Origin of the sequence: Micromonospora deserti (assembly GCF_003236335.1) — a bacterium.
Taxonomy (GTDB): Bacteria; Actinomycetota; Actinomycetes; order Mycobacteriales; family Micromonosporaceae; genus Micromonospora; species Micromonospora deserti.
In genome coordinates this window covers 26224-42418 of record NZ_POUB01000027.1, presented here as the reverse complement: position 1 = coordinate 42418, position 16195 = coordinate 26224, and the positions used below count along the sequence as shown (strand labels likewise).

Sequence of the window (16195 nt, the reverse complement as noted above, 5' to 3'; positions counted from 1 at the left end):
CACCCCGACCACGCCGCCCACCAGCGGCTGGAACCCGCCGGCCCACCTGGTAACCCCGCTCAACCAGGTGTGGCAGCACGTGGAGCAGACCTACAACAACGGCAATCTGTACGGGTTCCGCAACTACGGGTGGGACCAGGTCATGGCCAACGGCGGCTACCTCAACTTCTGCGTCCGGTGGGACTCCTCGGCCACGGTCACCGCCACGCAGCGGGACCAGATCCACGCCACGCTGGCGCGGCAGTACAAGAAGTGGATGGACGTCATGGTCGGGCACAACGCCTGGCCCTACACCAACGTCCCGATCCGGGTGGTCGGCTGGGCCGTCCGCGACCGCAACCAGTTGCAGTGGACCGACAACTCCGTGGACATCTACGTCAACAACATCCGCGAGAACGCCCCCCAGTGCAGCGAGCCCTGCGGTCGGTTCTTCAACCAGAACGGCCAGTACCCCAACTGTCCCGGCGGCGCCGCCCGGCACTACGACCAGTCGCTGTGGCTGACCGACGGCTTCGGCGGCGGCGCGGGTGGCGACTGGGGTCAGCGGATGGGCCGGGAGTACTTCATGGCCAACCTCAACGCCGAGAACATGACCATCCTGCTGCACGAGATCGGTCATACGTTCGGACTCGACGACTTCTACGACTGGACCCCAAGCGGAGTCGGCGGGTTCATCATGAAGGCTGGCAGCGCCAGCTCGATCACCGAGTTCGACGCCTGGATGCTCCGCGACTGGTGGCGTCACCTCAAGAGCCGCTACGGCTACTGAACCACCGCCCCGGGGCCCGGCCACGCACCGGCCCCGGGGCGGTCGATCCACCCCCGGGACCGCGATCTGGTCGCTGCCGGCTGAGGAAGGTGCTCTACCTCGTTGTCCAGTACAAGCGCAGGGGCGGCGGGAGCATCACCGGCCGGGTCGACGGTTGGGCCCAAGGCCCTCAACGCCCTGATCCTCCTACGGCCGGATCGCCACCTAACAACCTCGATCACGCCACGGGCTCGAACACGAGACTCAGGGACACTACCGCGGTAGTCGCTGGTTACGCCGAGGGGGCGGCGCTACCCGACGGCGCAGGGACTGCCGTTGAGGGTGAACGAAGCCGGTGTCGCCGTATTGCCGGTGTGATTCGCTTGGAAGCCGATGTTCACCGATCCATTGACCGGGATGGCCGCGTTGTAGCTGGCGTTCCGGGCGGTGATCTGCCCACTGGTCGGGCTGTAGCTGGCGTTCCAGCCGCTCGTGATCGATTGCCCGGCGGGCAGGGTGAACACCAGCGACCAGCCGTTGACCGCCGTGGTTCCGGTGTTGGCGATCGTGATGCTGGCGGTCAGGCCGGTGTTCCAGGAGTTGTTCGTGTACGTCACGCGGCATCCCGCCGGCGGCGCGGTCGTCGGAGGCGTGGTCGTCGGAGGCGTGGTCGTCGGAGGCGTGGTCACCGTGCCACCGCCGCGGATGACGTACGTAACGAGCGACCGGGCCGGCACGGTTGCGGTGAAGGTGCCGCCGCCGACCGCGATCGCGGGTTGCGCGGTCATGCTGGCTGAACCGTTGGTCAGGTACGGGCTGGCCGTGCCGGTGCTGATCCCGATGTTCTGCAGGGCGTACGACACCTGGTTGGCGCTGCTGGCCGCGTTGAGGGCGACCACGACGACCGAGCCGTCGCCGTTGCGGTAGGCGGACAGCCGCAGGTTGCCGTCCGAGGTCGTCGCGCCGATCCGGTTGGCGCCCGGGCGAATGAACCGGCTGTACGCCGCCATCGCCCAGAGCCGCTTGGAGACCCGGTAGCCGTCGCCGTTCATCTGGATGAACCCGCGGGTGGTGCCGGTAGACGCGCCGTACCAGTAGACGTACCCGTTGACCTGACCGCCGGTGAGCGCGGTGTGGATCTCGTTGGCGACCCGGAAGCCGTCGTAGCCGCTGCCGTCGTCCCATGCCTCGTTCCAGCTGTCGCCGTCCGGCGACCACTCGGACATCCAGGTGTTCCGCCCGGTGACCGGCAACGGCGAGGTCGGGTAGCTGCCGTACGAGTGCCCGGTGTGCAGGCCGACCTGGCGGTGCGCCTCGGGGTCCGCCACGATCGCCGAGGTGTATGCGCGCTGGCCGCTCCAGCCCACGACGTCACAGCAGGTGACCCTGAGCCCGGCGGCGCTGGCGATCGGTCCCACGATCTTCGCGAACTCGACCGCCTGCGCGGGGGTGAACCGCATCGAGGAGTACGACGTCGTCCAGTTCGGCTCGTTGGTGAACCCCAGGTCGTTGATGGTGATGCCCTCCTGGGCGTAGAAGCGCGCGTACTGCACCAGGTAGTTCGCGTATGCCCGGCGCCAGTCGCCGCTGACGCAGGAGGTCCCGGACAGCCCGCACAGCGTGCCGCCGTTGGCCTCGTCGCCGTTGTCCTTCATGTAGCCCGGCGCGCTCCAGGCGTTGGCGTAGAACCGGGACACGCCGTACGACTGGGCCTGCTTGGCCAGCCACACCTGGCCGTCGTCGTCGCGGTTCCACACGTACCGCGACGTGGCGTTTGGGCCGCCCGGATCCGCCGGCTGGATGGAGGTGTTGGCGGTCGAGCCGATGCCCAGCCGCAGGATGCTCAGCCCAGCGCCGGTGGAGCGGCTGAACAGCAGGTCGAGGATCTCCCGCTGGCGCTGCGCGGACAGCCCCTGTGAGCCATTCATGATCTTGGCTCTGCCGAAGTGCTCCGAGATGCCGAACCCGTCGATCGGCTGCAGCACGGTAGACCCGTTGATGGTCGCCGCCGCGGCCGCGTACGCGGTCGTCGGGCGGGCGGCGACCGCAGCGGCGGCACCCAGCAGCACCGCCGCCGCGACCAGGGCCTGCGTGACCCGCCGGTGGGTGCGAGACATGGCAACTTCCCTCTCCAGCCGGGCCTCGCGGGCCCGACATACATTGATGGAATAGAATGTCAGAGGCTTTCGACGAAGGCAAGGATCACTTCTGGCGCCGGCCGACGGCGCCCAGGGCCCGGGCGATGTTGCGCATTGTTCGATCGTTTCTGACATTCTAGTTCATCGATGGATGATGGCTTTGTGGGCCGGCCTGCTCTCGGACGGCGGCGCGTCGCCGGCGGGCAGCGAGAACGTGGTGATGCGCGGGCAGTGCGAGTTGACGATGTTCGGCCTCGTCGCACTGGTCGCTACCTACCTTGCCTTGCGTCCGAGGCACCTGCGCTGCGCGAACCGTGTCTGCCTGGTTTGGCCGCCCGTTCAGGGTTAGATCTTCTCGGTGGCTGAGAGCCGGGTACCGGAGGCGGTCTGTGGTTGATGGGCTGGAACTGGCGATCCTGATCGGTCTGCAGGCGTCGGGCAAGACAACGTTCTGCCGCCGCAGGTTGGCTGACAGTCACGTGGTGGTCAGCAAGGACGCGTTCCCGAACGCGCGAAATCGTCAGCGCCGCCAGATGCGTCTGGTCACCGAGGCACTGGCAGCGGGGCGTTGTGTCGTGGTGGACAACACCAATCCCTCACCTCAGGAGTGGCGACCACTGATCGAGGCTGCCCGCGTCCACGGCGCGGCAGCGGTCGGGTACTGGTTCCCGCCCGATCTGCCTGCGGCGCTTGCCCGCAACGCCGCGCGTGAGGATCGAGCCCGGGTGCCGGACGTTGGACTGTATGACACGCTCAAGCGGCTGCGACGCCCTCAGCTGGTCGACGGATTCGACCGGCTGTACGAAGTCCGGTTCGACGGCAGGGGCGGGTTCCAGGTCGAGCCGATGCGTCAGGAAGGTCGAAAGCGGTGAAACCTGAGGAGTTCGAGGCCCAGCAACGGGCCCGGGAGTACTTTCACTCGTTGAGGTTGCCACCGGGTGCCTGGACTGTGATCAGGGTCGACGGGCGGGGTTTCTCCCGACTGACCGAGCAGCGTTTCGACAAGCCGTTCGATGCCCGGTTCTGCGACCTGATGGTCGTCACGGCCCAAGCGCTGCTGACGGAGTTGGGCGGCCGCTACGCCTACACCGAGAGCGACGAGATATCGGTGTTGCTCGATGACGCCTCCGACCTGTTCGGCCGCGGCGTGGAGAAGCTCGTGTCGATCTCGGCAGGCATCGCCGCCGCCGCGTTCACCCATGCGGCCGCCGAGCCGGCTCACTTCGACGCCCGCCTCTGGGTGGGAGTCGGTGTGGAGGATGTCGCCGACTACTTCTCCTGGCGGCAGTCCGACGCGGCGCGCAGCGCGCTCAACGGCTGGTGCTACTGGACCCTTCGCAAGGACGGCCAATCGCCTAGGGAGGCCAGCCGCATGCTGGAAGGAGCCAGTACAGCGGACAAGAACGAGCTCCTGTTCCGCCACGGCGTCAACGTCAACGACCTACCCACCTGGCAGCGGCGTGGCATCGGACTGTGGTGGGAAACCTATGAGCGCAAAGGCTTCGATCCCGTACGCGGCCTCGACGTCACCACCTCCCGCCGCCGTATGAAAACCGAACGCGAGCTACCGATGAAGGACGCCTACCGGCAGTTCGTCACCGGCGTCGCGCAGGGTAGAAATAGACCCATCGGGCCGGCTTCGGCATCGGCGTGACCGCTGTGCCTCCCACCGCGTGTGGCTCAGTTTCGGCACGAGACGCCCGATCAGTGAGGCGGCGGCGCGATACTGCGTATCGGCGCAGGCTAGTAGACACTGGTAGCCATGTCCGACATGCCACCCCAGCCATCGGCGGGTATGCCGTTGCCCGCCGTTTCGCCGTCCGCCGTTTCCGACCAGTCTGCCCCGTGGCTGCGCTGGATCGTGTTGGCGGCCGTCGCGCTGGCAGCGATGCTCGTTGGGGCGATCGCCACCACCGTGGTCCTGTTTTCCATGCGAGATGGCCAGCCCCAGCCGCAGAACGGGTACGAGGTGAGAGTGAGCCTGGAAGTCGACGTCACTGCTGAGCAGAAGGGGGCGGTGGAGTCGGCGCTGTCTACCCGGTACCCCGCCGACGGGGTCGAGAGGGAAAGCCGTGAGGAGGCGTGGGAGAGGTTCAAGGAACTGTTCAAGGACCAACCGGACCTGATCCGTAGTGCCAGCCCCAGTGCCATGCCCGAGTCGTTTCGTGTCGTGACTGTCAGCCAGGTGTTCGACTGTGCGGCATTGGCGCCGGTAGAGCGGATGCCCGGGGTGGATAAGATCATCGTTCGTCAGCTCGCCGACGGGCGACACCCTGGCGCGGTCGTCCTGAACTGCCCGTAACCGTAAGTGCGGCGCTTCCCGGAGGGCGGCGTCGCCGGGCCCGCACATCGACGCTGGCTGGTAGACACTGGTAGCCATGTCCGACATGCCACCCCAGCCATCGGCGGGTACGCCGTTGCCCGCCGTTTCGCCGTCCGACATTCCCGACCAGTCTGCCCCGTGGCTGCGCTGGATCGTGTTGGCGGCCGTCGCACTGGCGGCGATGCTCGTCGGGGCGGGCGCCGCCGCCACGTCGTTCCTGGTTCTTGTGCAGGATGGACAGCAGGATCGCTACGTCGTGACGGTGTTCCTAGGAGCCGACGTCACTGCTGAGCAGAAGGAGGCGGTGGAGTCGGCGCTGTCTGCCCGGTACCCGGTCGACGGGGTTCGGTTGGACAGTGCTGAGGAAACGTGGGAGAGGTACCGGGAGCAGTACAAGGACACCCTGGACCTGGACGACGAAACGCCCGAGGGGGTGTCCGAGTCGTTCCGTGTCGAGACCACCGGCGAGGTGTTCGACTGTGCGGCGCTGTCGCCGGTAGGGCGGATGGCTGGGGTACGCATGATTTCCGTTGTCCAGCCTCCCGCTGAGGGTCGCCCCTACACGCTCCTTGTGGACTGCCTGTAGCCGCAGTAGCGCTCCGTTTGACGTCTTCGACGGGGCCGAGACGCCAGTCCCGGTTCCCCAGAGCGACGGCCTTGACGTACACCTCGTGCACGAGCTCGGCCACCTCCACCCTGCCCGGCTGCAGGAAGTCCGGCTGCTCAGCCTTGGCCAGCATCAGCAGGTCATCCACGAGCCGGTTCACCCGGTCCAGCTCTTCGGTCACCAGCGCGACCGTCTCAGCGCGCTCGGCTGGATCGTCTCCCATCAGCTCCAGATGACCGCGCACGATCGTGATCGGGGTACGCAGCTCGTGCCCCGCGTCGGACAAGAACGCCCGCTGGGCGGCGAACGCCCGGTCCAGCCGGCCGACCATCGCGTTGAACGTGCGGGCCAGGTCGCGACCTCGTCGCTGCCGCTGACGGGGATGCGGCGGGACAGGTCCGTCTCCTCGATGGCCCGGGCCGTCTCGGTGACGGCACGCAGCGGCCGCAACGCCCGGCCCATGGCGAGGTAGCCGCCCGCCACCACCACCAAGACGAGCGGCACACCAGGACGATCAGGCGGACCCCGCGTTCGATCTCGGCCCGCCGCTCGGCGCCGAACTCGGCTTCATCGGCTCGGGGGGTCGTTGAGGCCCACCATCCGCGGCGAGCACGGGAGCCGTCGACCAACTGTGAAACCACGGCGCGACAAGCGCCGAACCACGTCTTCGTCGGACGTGCGGGACAGCTAACGATCATGTCGGTGCATCAGGCACCGCGTCTCATGTGAAGCGAGGGCATCATGTCGTACGTCACCGTCGGCAGGGAGAACGGCGCCGATACCAAGATCTACTTCGAGGATCACGGCACGGGCCAACCGGTCGTGCTCATCCACGGCTACCCACTCAACGGGCGATCCTGGGAGCGGCAGCACCGCGTCCTGCTGCAGGCCGGCTACCGGGTGATCGCCTACGACCGGCGCGGCTTCGGCAAGTCCAGCCAACCCACCACCGGGTACGACTACGACACGTTCACGGCGGACCTGAACGCGCTGATGGAGCACTTGGACAACGCCCTCCTGACCTTCCTCGGCGAATAGGAGCCCATCGGATGTCTGGCCTTCGTGCCTCGCGGCGGCGCGCCGGCCTCCTCTCGGTTCTGGCGGTCGCGGGGGTGCTGGTCACCTCGACGGCGGCGCGGTGGATGTGCGCGGACGGGCGGCGTCACAGTGACCGTCAAGAACGCCTCACACGCGGTCCTCGTGTCCCGGCCCAAGTCACCGCCCGGCTCATCGAGCGAGCCGCGGGCGAAACCACCTGACGCGGCCGACCCACGCCGGCGGGGCCGACGAACGGCCCCGCCGGCCACTGGAGAAGCGGGACGCAAACCCCGCCTGGCCGTCCCGGGAACAGAAGCTCGCCGAGGCAGTCCGGCAGGTCGCCGCGTTCTCCGCCCGGGTCGAGCTGTTCGGCAGCAAGCACGAGGACGCGCTCTCCTCCAGTGCCCCGGGACCGGGCCGAACTGTCCGAGCTGCGCGAGCGGCTGGCCCGGCCCCTAGCGATCCCAGCGGATCTCCCACGACACCGGCGTCACCACAGCCGCGCTCTGTGATGCCGGTTACCGCGCCGTTCGGCGTACCCCTGCTCAAACTATGCTGTGCCCGGTCGCGGTCCCGGCGGTGAGTGACAACCGGGTAATGCTTGACAGGTTTCGATAGTCGCAGGAGTGCTCGTGCATCGTCAGCCGCTCGTCATCGCCGTCGCCCAACCACCGATCATCGCGTACGACGTCGTCGCAAACGCGGCCGAGCACGCCGAGGCGGTCCGGGCCGCGCACGCGCGGGTCGTGGTCTTCCCCGAACTCTCGCTAACCGGGTACGAGCTTGACGCGCCCGCGATCACCGAGGACGACCCGAGGCTGGCGCCGATCGTCAAGGCGTGCGCCGAGACGGGGGCGACGGCGCTGGTGGGCGCCCCGGTGCAGGGTGAGGCGGGTCGCGAGCACATCGCGATGCTGGCCGTCGACGGGAACGGCGCGCGCGTGGCCTACCGCAAGGTGCACGTGCACGAGTCCGAGGAGCGGTTCAGCCCCGGCGACGGGCCCGCGGTGCTCGACGTGGACGGCTGGCGGCTGGGCCTGGCGATCTGCCGCGACACCCGCTTCGCCGAGCACGACGCGGCCACCGCGGCGCTCGGCATGGACGTCTACGTCGCCTCCGTCCTCGACCACGCGCGCGACGCACACGTGCCGGCTGAGCGGGCGCAGCGCGTCATCGCTGACCGCGGGGTGTGGGTCGCCACGGCGAGCTTCGCCGGGTCCACCGGCGGCGGCTTCGACCAGGCGGCAGGCGGCTCAGCGGTGTGGGCTCCCGACGGCGGGGTGCTCGCCCAGGCGGGACCCGAGGCCGGGAAGATCGTACGGGCTACCCTGCGCGACCTCGGCGGCGCCCCGGCGCCGGCCACCTCCACGGCCGCACCGGCGGGCCAGATCACGGCCGCGACCGAAGACCAGAGCACAGGCCGGACGTAGAGGGTGTCAGGATCGCCGGCGTGGTGGCCGCCTCGGTCAGCCGACCTGGTGATCGCGCATCCCACCGAGCGAGCAACCGGCGGGGCGTTTCCCTCACCGTCGCCGGCCCCGCGCTCTTCCTCGCCGGCCGAGTCGCCCTGCCCGCCATCATCTACCGCCGGCTGTCCTGGCCCCGGTTCCTCGGCCTCCCCGCCCTGCTGGTCATCGCGCTCGCCGGGCGCGCGGTGCCGCTGCTCGTCGTCGCCGCGGCAACCGTCGGCGTCCTGCTCGTCGTGGCGGTCCTGGACCGCGGCCTCGCCCCCACCGAGCCCGAACCACGGAGGAGGCGCTGACCCCCGCGTCCTCACCGAACCCTTCACGGGATCAAGGCGTCGCGCCGGTCGTCTGCGATCGATACAGATGCCCGTTGTCGTCGGTGAAGAACAGGTAGCAGTTCACCCGGTCGCTGATGACCAGAAGCCAACCGCCGGTGCCCTTGTTCTCCGTGACGATGGCCGGTTCCGTAAAGCAGGAGGAGCAACGTGACGGGCGCCTTGGACCACCGGGGTGCCTCACTGGCGTCCATGCGACGACGGCCGACGGTCTACGACGTCGCGGCGCGGGCGGGGGTCTCGATCGCCACGGTGTCCTTCGCCTTCACCCAGCCCGAGCGGGTCAAGAGCTGGCACTGGTGCGCCCTCGACCTCGAACCCGGGCGGGTCGCTGCCCGGCTGCGCATCGGCCCGCTGGAGAGCGAGATCGGCGCGGCGGCGATCGACGGGGCGGTGCCGGTTACGCTGCGCGTCGAGTCGCGAGCGCCCTCGTCCGGTGGCCCGGACGACATCGCGCTCGGCGTCGGACCGGCGCTCGGCGATCGGCCGCTCGCGGTGTTCGACGGCCGATACCTCTCCACCGAGGTCGCCACCGGCTTTACCGGGCGGGTGATCGGCCTGCAGGCGCTCGCCGGCGCAGTGACCCTGCACGAGGTGCGCTACACCGCAACCCCGTGAGCGCCGTGTCGACGGCAGGCGGTTCTACGCCCACCGCGATACTCTCGTCGAACCCGGCTTCGCCCAGTTGCTTTAGCAATGCGGTCGTCACGTGCATCACTGCGGCACCGGCGACATCGACGCCGGGTGTGGGCGACCACCCGGCCGCCGCAACAACCACCCCACCGTGCGCCACGACGTCCACATCGCGACCATAAAGGACTCCGGGAACCACGGCAGCCGGCCTACGCCCGCCACGCCGCTGGGACGGCCTACTCGAAACGGCTCGTGTCGCCGGCTCCCCGGCGCAGGATTTCCGGCTCGTCCTGCGACAGGTCCACCACGGTCGTCGGCTCCTTGCCGCAGTCACCGGCGTCGACCACCGCGTCGAGGAGGTGGTCCAGCCGTTCCTTGATCTCCCACCCCTGGGTGAGCGGCTCGTCCTCGCCGGGCAGGACCAGGGTGCTCGATACTAGCGGCTCGCCGAGTTCGGCCAGCAGTGCCTGGGTGGCGGTGTGCGCGGGTACGCGGACCCCGACGGTGCGCTTGCGGGGATGCAGCATCCGGCGTGGCACCTCGCGGGTGGCCGGCAGGATGAACGTGTAGCTGCCCGGGGTGCTCGCCTTGACCAGTCGGAAGACTGTGTTGCTGACATGCACGAACTGGCCGAGCTGCGCGAAGTCCCGGCACACCAGCGTGAAGTGGTGCCGTTCGTCGAGGCGCCGGATCTCGCGGATCCGGTCGAGCCCGTCGCGGTTGCCCAGCCGGCAGCCGAACGCGAAGCACGAATCCGTGGGGTAGGCGATCAACCCGCCGTTCCGGACCAGGTCGACGACCTGCCGGAGGATCCGGGGCTGTGGGTTGTCCGGGTGCACGTCGTAGTACCTCGCCATGTGCCCGAGACTAGGCGCTTCCTGGCGCCAGTGACGAGGGAACGGCGGGCCCGACCAGCCGGTCGGGCCCGCCGGCTGGTCAGCAGGTGGCGCGGGCCGCCTGCCGAATCAGATCGGCCGCACCCGAGGCGCTGCCCGGCGACGCAGTGTCGCCGGGCAGCTCCATTATGGTTGCGGGCGGTGCGGTCAGGACGCGGAGCAGGCGAGATCCGTCGGGGCGGTGCTCGGGCCAGTGGCGGTGAAGCCGAAGGTGGTGCTCGCGCTGACGGCGAGGGCGCCGTTGTACGGCTCGTTGGTGACGGTGTTCTTCCCACCGGAGGTGGTCAGCCTGCCGTTCCAGAGCGAGGAGACGGCGACGCCGGTGGGGTTGGTCCAGGTGACCTGCCAGCGGGTGGTCGCGCTGGTGCCGGTGTTCTCCACCGCGATCTGCGCCTGGAAGCCGCCCTGCCAGCTGTTGGTCACCGTGTACGTCGCCGCGCAGCCGGCGTTCCCGCCGCCACCGCCGGTCGGGGTGGTGAACGTCCGGCCCGCCGACGTCGGCGACAGGTTGCCGGCGGCGTCCCGGGCCCGGACGCTGACGGTGTACGTGGTCTCGGCGGCGAGGTCGGTCGCCCGGTACGTGGTGCCGGAGACGGTGGCGACGACCGTGGCCGGGCCGCTGCCGACGGCGCGCAGCACCTCATACGAGGTGACCCCGACGTTGTCGGTGGCGGCGGCCCAGGTCAACGTGGCCGCCGTGGCGGTCAGGTCGCTGACGGCCGGTTGCCCCGGGGCGGTCGGCGCGACAGTGTCGCCACCACCACCGCCACCGGCGTAGCGCTCGGCGAGGTTGATGCCGGTGGTGGAGGTGGCCCCGCCGAGGCGTACCTGGTGGTCGAGGCCGACGAACTTGTTGTTGTGCTGCCAGAGGACCGGCTTGAGGATCTGGTTGTACTTCGTCTCGTCCCAGCTGGTCCAGTCGTCGAGCAGCAGGCCGCCGGTGTCACCCGAGTTGGGGTTGAGGCACCAGAAGGTGTGGTGGATGCCGTACTCCTTCATCATGTCGCGCAGCGAGGCCATCCACTTGTCCTGCCGGGCGTCCTGACCGAGGCGGCCGCCCCACTCGCCGACAAGCAGCGGCGCGGTGCCGTTCTCGTGGATGTAGAGCCAGTTCGGCCGCCACACGTCGGTGATCAGCGACTCCTTGTCGAAGTCGTTCTGGAACCAGGGCTGCTCGAACACCAGCGGTCCGTAGTCGTGTGGAGAGTAGACCAGCTGGTCCTGGTGGGCGCCCAGGTTCACCGGGTGGTCAGCGACGCCGCGCAGGTTGCCGCCCCACCAGTTGTAGTGGTAGTTGGGGCTGCGGTCCGGGTCGGTGTTCGGCGAGTTCCATGTCTCGCCGGGGCGCGGGTAGACCTCGATGCCCTCGCAGAGGATCAGCAGTTTCGGGTTGATGGCGAGGATCCGCTTGCCGGCCGTTTCACAGGCGTACTTGAAGTTGTCCTGGTCGGTGCTGGCGTCCCACTTGGCGCGCGGCGGCTGGTTCGGGGTGCCGTGCGGCTCGTTCTTGATGTCCATCGCGACGATGGTGTCGTTGGTCTCGTAGCGGGCGGTGACCCACTCCCAGCCCTGGTAGAACAGCTCCGGCGTGATCGTGCCCTTCCACCACACCGGGTAGACGTGGCCGGAGTTGTCCGCCTCGGCACTGTGGACATCGAGCATGACCTTCAGGCCGTACTTCTCGCACAGTTGCAGCCAGTGGTCGAAGACCTGCAGGTTGTTCTTGCCGGTCAGTTCGGGGTTGACATAGGTGTTGACGTTCGGCACGACCGTCTGGCCGGCCTTCCACTCCAGCAGCAGCTGGGTGGAGATCGGCACCCGGACGATGTTGATGCCGCGCTCGGCCATCTGCCGGGTGATGGTCTCGATGTTGGCTGACCACAGGCCGTGGAAGACGCGCTCGGAGGCGTTGAAGCCGAACCAGTTGACGCCGGTCAACCACACCTGGTTGCCGGCCTCGTCGACGATCGTGTTGCCGGCGGTGTGCAGCCAGTCGGGTGTTGGCGCGGCCGCGGCGGTCCGGGCGGGGGCGCCCGGCTCGGTGGTGGCCAGGGCCGCGGCCGGCGCGGTCAGGCCGACAGCGGCGCAGGCCGCCACGACGACGGCCCGCATACGTGCACTTACAGGCATGTCCTGTCCTTCGGTGGTGGGATGGAAGGCTGGGTCGCCGTCCCGGCACGACGACTCGACCGATGGGAGCGCTTCCATCGACAGGTTACGTGGTCGCCACTCCCGACGGAAGGACCGACCGGAGCCGCCCGCTACCGGGGGTGGGTCCGGGGCACCGGACAGTGTGATCGGAAGGGTTCCGGCCCGGCGGGGCGCCGCCGGGCCGGAACGCGGACGGGTCAGTCGTTCAGGGTGCAGGCGGCGAGACGCTCCAGACCGGCGGGACGCGCACCGGCGACGCGGCCGATGTTGATGGCGATCCGGTCGAGCACGGCCACCCGCTTGTCCCTCAGCGGGCCGAGGATCGCGTTGCGCACAAAGTTCGGGCCGCCCTGCGGGTTGGCCGCCTGACGGGCCAGCCGCGCGTTGGCGTTGGCGATCTCCTTCTCCAGGTTGGCCAGCTCCTGGTTGACACCAGCCGCGGCGGCAGCCGGCACCGGCGGCAGCTTGTCCGCCACCGTCGGGCAGTTCACCGTCGGGACGGTCCCGGCACCGGCGTCACCGTCACCCTGACCGCCGTCGTCACCCTGACCGGCGTCGGCACCCTGACCGGCGTCGGCACCCGCCCCACCGCCGGCGCCGACCGAACACGGGGCCAGCGCGACCAGGCCGGCGGGGCGGTCACCGGTGACCCGGCCGATCGCGGTGGCGATCCGGTTGAGCACCGCGATCCGCTTGTCTTCCAGCGGGCCGACGATCGCGTTCTGCACGAAGTTCGGACCCCCCTCCGGGCGCTCCGCGAGCCGGGCGAGCCGGGCGTCGGCCTCGGCGATCTGCCGCTCCAGGTTGGCCAGCTCCCGCTCGACCTCGGCGGCGGCCTGCGCCGGCACCACCGGCAGCTTGTCCTCGACGATCGGGCAGTTCACGGCCTGCCCACCGCCGGCCCCGGGGTTGCCCGCTACCGGGCCGCCATCGCCGTTGCCCGCGCCTCCGCCGGTGTTCGGGGCGCAGTTCGCCAGGCCGGCAAGCCCGGCCGGGGCCGTCCCGCCTACCCGGGTGATGTTCAGGCTGATCCGTTCCAGCACCGCCCGGCGCTTGCCGGCAATGTCGTTGAGCTGGTTGGCCGCCTGGCCCGGCTCCCGGGCCAGCCGCGCGTTGACGTTGGCGATCTGGTTCTCGAGGTTCCGCAGCTCGCGGTCCACACCATCCCGGGCGGCGGCCGGGACCGCACCGAGCTTGTCCGCCACCGTGGGACAGACCACGGACACCGGAGCCGTCGCGGCGTTCTCGTCGGCCGACGCCAACTGGAGTCCCGCGCCAAGCAGCAGCGCCGCGAGGCCGCCGATCCCCGCGACCTTCAGGACACCGTGTTTCTGGGTACGCTTGCGCATGCACCTCTCCTTGGGATGGGCCACCGGGACCCGACGTCCCGTCCTCGCCACTGGCGGCGGTGAGGCCGCCGCCGGTGGATTCGGTTGCCACCGGACATGACTCCGGTTCCGAAGGGCCGTTCGTCGCCGGGAGGTACGGCGGAGCGGGTGCCCCCGGTTCAACGGTGGCCGGCAATTGTGTGCGCGCTCCCATCGCATTGGCAGAACGGGAACCGGCGGTCGGAGTTGCCGCCAAGATGATCACCGCCGCCGGGGTCGGCCCGGGCCGGTTCAGCCGCCAACGGGACAGACTTCGGCCAGCACGAGGGCGTGCAGCGGGCGCGGTCAAGCAGCCGTCCTACTCGATGCCCGGCGGCTGCCGCGCGCATACCGGCTCGATCCATCGGGGATCGCCGAGCCGGACGAGAGCGGCGACCGCCCGGTACTCGACAGTGGACCCCGGACCGCTGGCCGCCTGCGCGAAACCCGGCGGCGACGTCCGCCAGCAGATCCGCGTACCGTCCGGCCGCCTCCCCGGGCCGGCTGGGCGGGTCGAGGGCACCGTTCCGCACGTCGGGATCCGGGTCGTGCATGCAGGGGCACTCTGGCACCACCTCCCCCGGTTACGCGCCGACGCTACGGCCTGGCCGCTTCGCGCGACCGCCAAGATGTCCGGCCTTGAACAGGCCGGCCGGATGCTGCCGCCCGCCGCGCCAGGGCTGGGGCCCCGAGGAGTCCAGTTACTCGCGCAGCTCGGCCAGATCAAGCCCGGCTGACCGTCATCAGGGATTCGATCCGCGTCAATTGTGCCGGGGCATCGGGATCAGTAGTGTCCTTCATGAGCCGGGATCGCAGAGGCAACACGTCCAGCGGCTACGCCCCATCCCCGTCGAGCACCGGGCAGTGATCGGCGGGGTCGATGGCTGTGGCGTGGCCGTCCTGCCCCATCCCGGGGCCTATGCATTCTGAGGTAGGTCATGAAGAGACAACTCAGCATCCTCGGCGCCGCGCTACTCGCCGTCCTGGCATCGATCGTGGTGTTCGCCCGGCCCGCCGACGCGGCCGTGGGCCTGCACATCAGCGGCCGCAACATCGTCGAGGCCAACGGCCAGACGTTCATCATGCGCGGCGTCAACCACCCGCACGTCTGGTTCACCGGCCAGACCAACTCCTTCGCCGACATCAAGGCGCTCGGCGCCAACACCGTCCGTGTGGTGCTGGGCACCGGTAAGCGGTGGGGCCCATCCACCGACGTGGCCGACGTGATCTCGCTGTGCAAGCAGAACCGGATGATCTGCGTCCTGGAGGTGCACGACACCACCGGCTACGGCGAGGAGGGCGCGGCCGCCAGCCTCGACGAGGCGGCCGACTACTGGATCAGCCAGAAGAGCGCGCTGGTCGGCCAGGAGAACTACGTCGTCATCAACATCGGCAACGAGCCGATCGGCAACACCAACCCCGGCCAGTGGACCGACGCCACCACGAACGCGATCAGGAAGCTGCGCAGCAGCGGCTTCGAACACCTGCTTATGGTGGACGCCCCGAACTGGGGCCAGGACTGGACCAACACGATGCGGGACAACGCGCAGACCGTGTGGGCCGCCGACGGCCTGCGGAACACGGTGTTCTCGATCCACATGTACAGCGTGTACAACAGCGCCTCGAGCATCACCTCGTACTTCGATGCCTTCGCCAGCAAGGGCCTGCCGCTGGTGGTCGGCGAGTTCGGTTGGCAGTTCAGTTCGGGCGAGGTGAACCACGACACGATCCTGGCCGAGGCGCAGTCCCGGGGCATCGGCTACCTCGGCTGGTCCTGGAGCGGCAACACCGACCCGATCCTGGACATGGCGCTCAACTTCGACCCCAACCAACTCACCACCTGGGGCCAGCGCATCTTCAACGGCGCCAACGGCATCAGGGCCACCTCCCGGGAGGCCACCATCTTCGGCGGCGGGCCGACCACCCCGCCGGCCACGACCGCGCCACCGGTGACGCCGACGCCGTCGACCACGCCTCCCGGTGGCGGGGCCGGATGCGCCGCCACGTACTCGATCGTGGGTCAGTGGCCGGGCGGCTTCCAGGGTGAGGTCCGGGTGACAGCTGGCGGCTCGGCCATCCGCGGCTGGACCGTCACGTGGCCCCTCGGCAGCGGTCAGGCCGTGAACCAGGCCTGGAACGCGACCGTGACCACCAGCGGGTCGAACGTCACCGCCCGCAACATGGGTTACAACGGCAGCCTGGGCGCGGGCGCACACACCACGTTCGGCTTCATCGGATCGTGGAACGGCACCAACGGCGTCCCGGCATCGATCTCCTGCACGGCCAGCTGAAGCCCGGGCCGTGAGCGCGGGCCGGGCGCCGCAGCGCGCCCGGCCCACGTGATCGCACCAGTGGCCGAACCTCCGAAAGTGCCGCACGAGGCCCTGGTGTACGTCTACGCATCTGACCGGCACGCACCATCGGGTGCCCCGGTGGTGCGGTCGCTGCCGGCAGCCCATTACCCGCCGGCAGCGACCCATCAACCGCCAAAGC

13 protein-coding genes and 3 pseudogenes are annotated in these 16195 nt (G+C 69.5%); 10 read left to right on the top strand and 6 right to left on the bottom strand.

Features of this window, described 5'->3' with window-relative positions:
• A pseudogene (locus C1I99_RS06915) lies at nt 1-769 on the top strand (cellulose-binding protein); the annotation flags it as partial.
• A gap of 290 nt (nt 770-1059) precedes the next feature.
• On the opposite strand, the gene C1I99_RS35160 reads toward C1I99_RS06915, so the two are convergent.
• Nucleotides 1060-2865, bottom strand: coding sequence for a cellulose binding domain-containing protein (locus C1I99_RS35160; RefSeq protein ID WP_199562021.1), 1806 nt, complete (start codon nt 2863-2865; stop codon nt 1060-1062).
• 410 nt (nt 2866-3275) lie between these two features.
• Here C1I99_RS35160 and C1I99_RS06895 point away from each other — a divergent pair, with 410 nt between their 5' ends.
• From C1I99_RS06895 to C1I99_RS32645, 4 genes are all read left to right on the top strand, one after another.
• Nucleotides 3276-3758, top strand: a complete 483-nt coding sequence (locus tag C1I99_RS06895) for an ATP-binding protein (RefSeq protein ID WP_199562020.1) — start codon at nt 3276-3278, stop codon at nt 3756-3758.
• Nucleotides 3755-4540 (top strand): tRNA(His) guanylyltransferase Thg1 family protein, encoded by a 786-nt coding sequence (locus tag C1I99_RS06890; protein ID WP_111133364.1) that lies wholly within the window; start codon nt 3755-3757, stop codon nt 4538-4540. Before C1I99_RS06895 ends, C1I99_RS06890 begins: the two co-directional genes overlap by 4 nt.
• 108 nt (nt 4541-4648) lie before the next feature.
• The gene (locus C1I99_RS06885; RefSeq protein WP_111133363.1) at nt 4649-5188 is read left to right on the top strand and encodes a permease-like cell division protein FtsX; all 540 of its coding nucleotides are present in this window, start codon (nt 4649-4651) and stop codon (nt 5186-5188) included.
• 76 nt (nt 5189-5264) lie between these two features.
• Nucleotides 5265-5795, top strand: a complete 531-nt coding sequence (locus tag C1I99_RS32645; protein ID WP_158554022.1) for a permease-like cell division protein FtsX — start codon at nt 5265-5267, stop codon at nt 5793-5795.
• Nucleotides 5796-5988: 193 nt separating this feature from the next.
• Here C1I99_RS32645 and C1I99_RS34980 read toward each other — a convergent pair.
• Together C1I99_RS34980 and C1I99_RS34975 are read right to left on the bottom strand one after the other, a co-directional pair.
• Nucleotides 5989-6060 (bottom strand): annotated as a pseudogene (locus tag C1I99_RS34980) (hypothetical protein); the annotation flags it as partial.
• Nucleotides 6039-6278 (bottom strand): HAMP domain-containing protein, encoded by a 240-nt coding sequence (locus C1I99_RS34975; RefSeq protein WP_369122441.1) that lies wholly within the window; start codon nt 6276-6278, stop codon nt 6039-6041. The gene C1I99_RS34975 and the pseudogene C1I99_RS34980, both read right to left, overlap by 22 nt.
• Before the next feature lie 279 nt (nt 6279-6557).
• Here C1I99_RS34975 and C1I99_RS06875 point away from each other — a divergent pair.
• From C1I99_RS06875 to C1I99_RS06855, 4 genes and pseudogenes are all read left to right on the top strand, one after another.
• Nucleotides 6558-6848, top strand: a pseudogene (locus tag C1I99_RS06875) (alpha/beta fold hydrolase); the annotation flags it as partial.
• 632 nt (nt 6849-7480) lie between these two features.
• Entirely contained in the window at nt 7481-8284 is an 804-nt protein-coding gene (locus tag C1I99_RS06870; RefSeq protein ID WP_111133361.1) for a carbon-nitrogen hydrolase family protein, read from the top strand.
• Between the two features lie 20 nt (nt 8285-8304).
• Entirely contained in the window at nt 8305-8616 is a 312-nt protein-coding gene (locus tag C1I99_RS06865; protein WP_111133360.1) for a hypothetical protein, read from the top strand.
• A gap of 189 nt (nt 8617-8805) precedes the next feature.
• Entirely contained in the window at nt 8806-9273 is a 468-nt protein-coding gene (locus C1I99_RS06855; protein ID WP_158554021.1) for a LacI family DNA-binding transcriptional regulator, read from the top strand.
• A gap of 251 nt (nt 9274-9524) precedes the next feature.
• Here the strand turns inward: C1I99_RS06855 and C1I99_RS06850 are convergent, their stop codons facing one another.
• The 3 genes from C1I99_RS06850 to C1I99_RS33215 all read right to left on the bottom strand — a co-directional run bounded on the left by C1I99_RS06850 (nt 9525) and on the right by C1I99_RS33215 (nt 13684).
• On the bottom strand, nt 9525-10145 hold the full coding sequence (locus C1I99_RS06850; protein WP_111133358.1) for an L-threonylcarbamoyladenylate synthase: 621 nt from the start codon (nt 10143-10145) through the stop codon (nt 9525-9527).
• Between the two features lie 186 nt (nt 10146-10331).
• The gene (locus C1I99_RS06845) at nt 10332-12314 is read right to left on the bottom strand and encodes a cellulase family glycosylhydrolase (RefSeq protein ID WP_111133357.1); all 1983 of its coding nucleotides are present in this window, start codon (nt 12312-12314) and stop codon (nt 10332-10334) included.
• A 218-nt stretch (nt 12315-12532) separates the two neighbouring features.
• Nucleotides 12533-13684 (bottom strand): hypothetical protein, encoded by a 1152-nt coding sequence (locus C1I99_RS33215; protein WP_199562017.1) that lies wholly within the window; start codon nt 13682-13684, stop codon nt 12533-12535.
• A 956-nt stretch (nt 13685-14640) separates the two neighbouring features.
• On the opposite strand from C1I99_RS33215, the gene C1I99_RS06830 reads away from it, so the two are divergent.
• Entirely contained in the window at nt 14641-15993 is a 1353-nt protein-coding gene (locus C1I99_RS06830) for a cellulase family glycosylhydrolase (protein ID WP_111133355.1), read from the top strand.
• The last annotated feature ends 202 nt before the right edge of the window (nt 15994-16195 follow it).

Excerpts from the sequence above, each read along its gene's own strand:
- C1I99_RS35160 (WP_199562021.1), bottom strand. The coding sequence starts at position 2,865 with ATGTCTCGCACCCACCGGCGGGTCACGCAGGCCCTGGTCGCGGCGGCG.
- C1I99_RS06885 (WP_111133363.1), top strand. The coding sequence starts at position 4,649 with ATGTCCGACATGCCACCCCAGCCATCGGCGGGTATGCCGTTGCCCGCC.
- C1I99_RS32645 (WP_158554022.1), top strand. The coding sequence starts at position 5,265 with ATGTCCGACATGCCACCCCAGCCATCGGCGGGTACGCCGTTGCCCGCC.
- C1I99_RS34975 (WP_369122441.1), bottom strand. The coding sequence starts at position 6,278 with ATGGGCCGGGCGTTGCGGCCGCTGCGTGCCGTCACCGAGACGGCCCGG.
- C1I99_RS06850 (WP_111133358.1), bottom strand. The coding sequence starts at position 10,145 with ATGGCGAGGTACTACGACGTGCACCCGGACAACCCACAGCCCCGGATC.
- C1I99_RS06845 (WP_111133357.1), bottom strand. The coding sequence starts at position 12,314 with ATGCCTGTAAGTGCACGTATGCGGGCCGTCGTCGTGGCGGCCTGCGCC.
- C1I99_RS33215 (WP_199562017.1), bottom strand. The coding sequence starts at position 13,684 with ATGCGCAAGCGTACCCAGAAACACGGTGTCCTGAAGGTCGCGGGGATC.
- C1I99_RS06830 (WP_111133355.1), top strand. The coding sequence starts at position 14,641 with ATGAAGAGACAACTCAGCATCCTCGGCGCCGCGCTACTCGCCGTCCTG.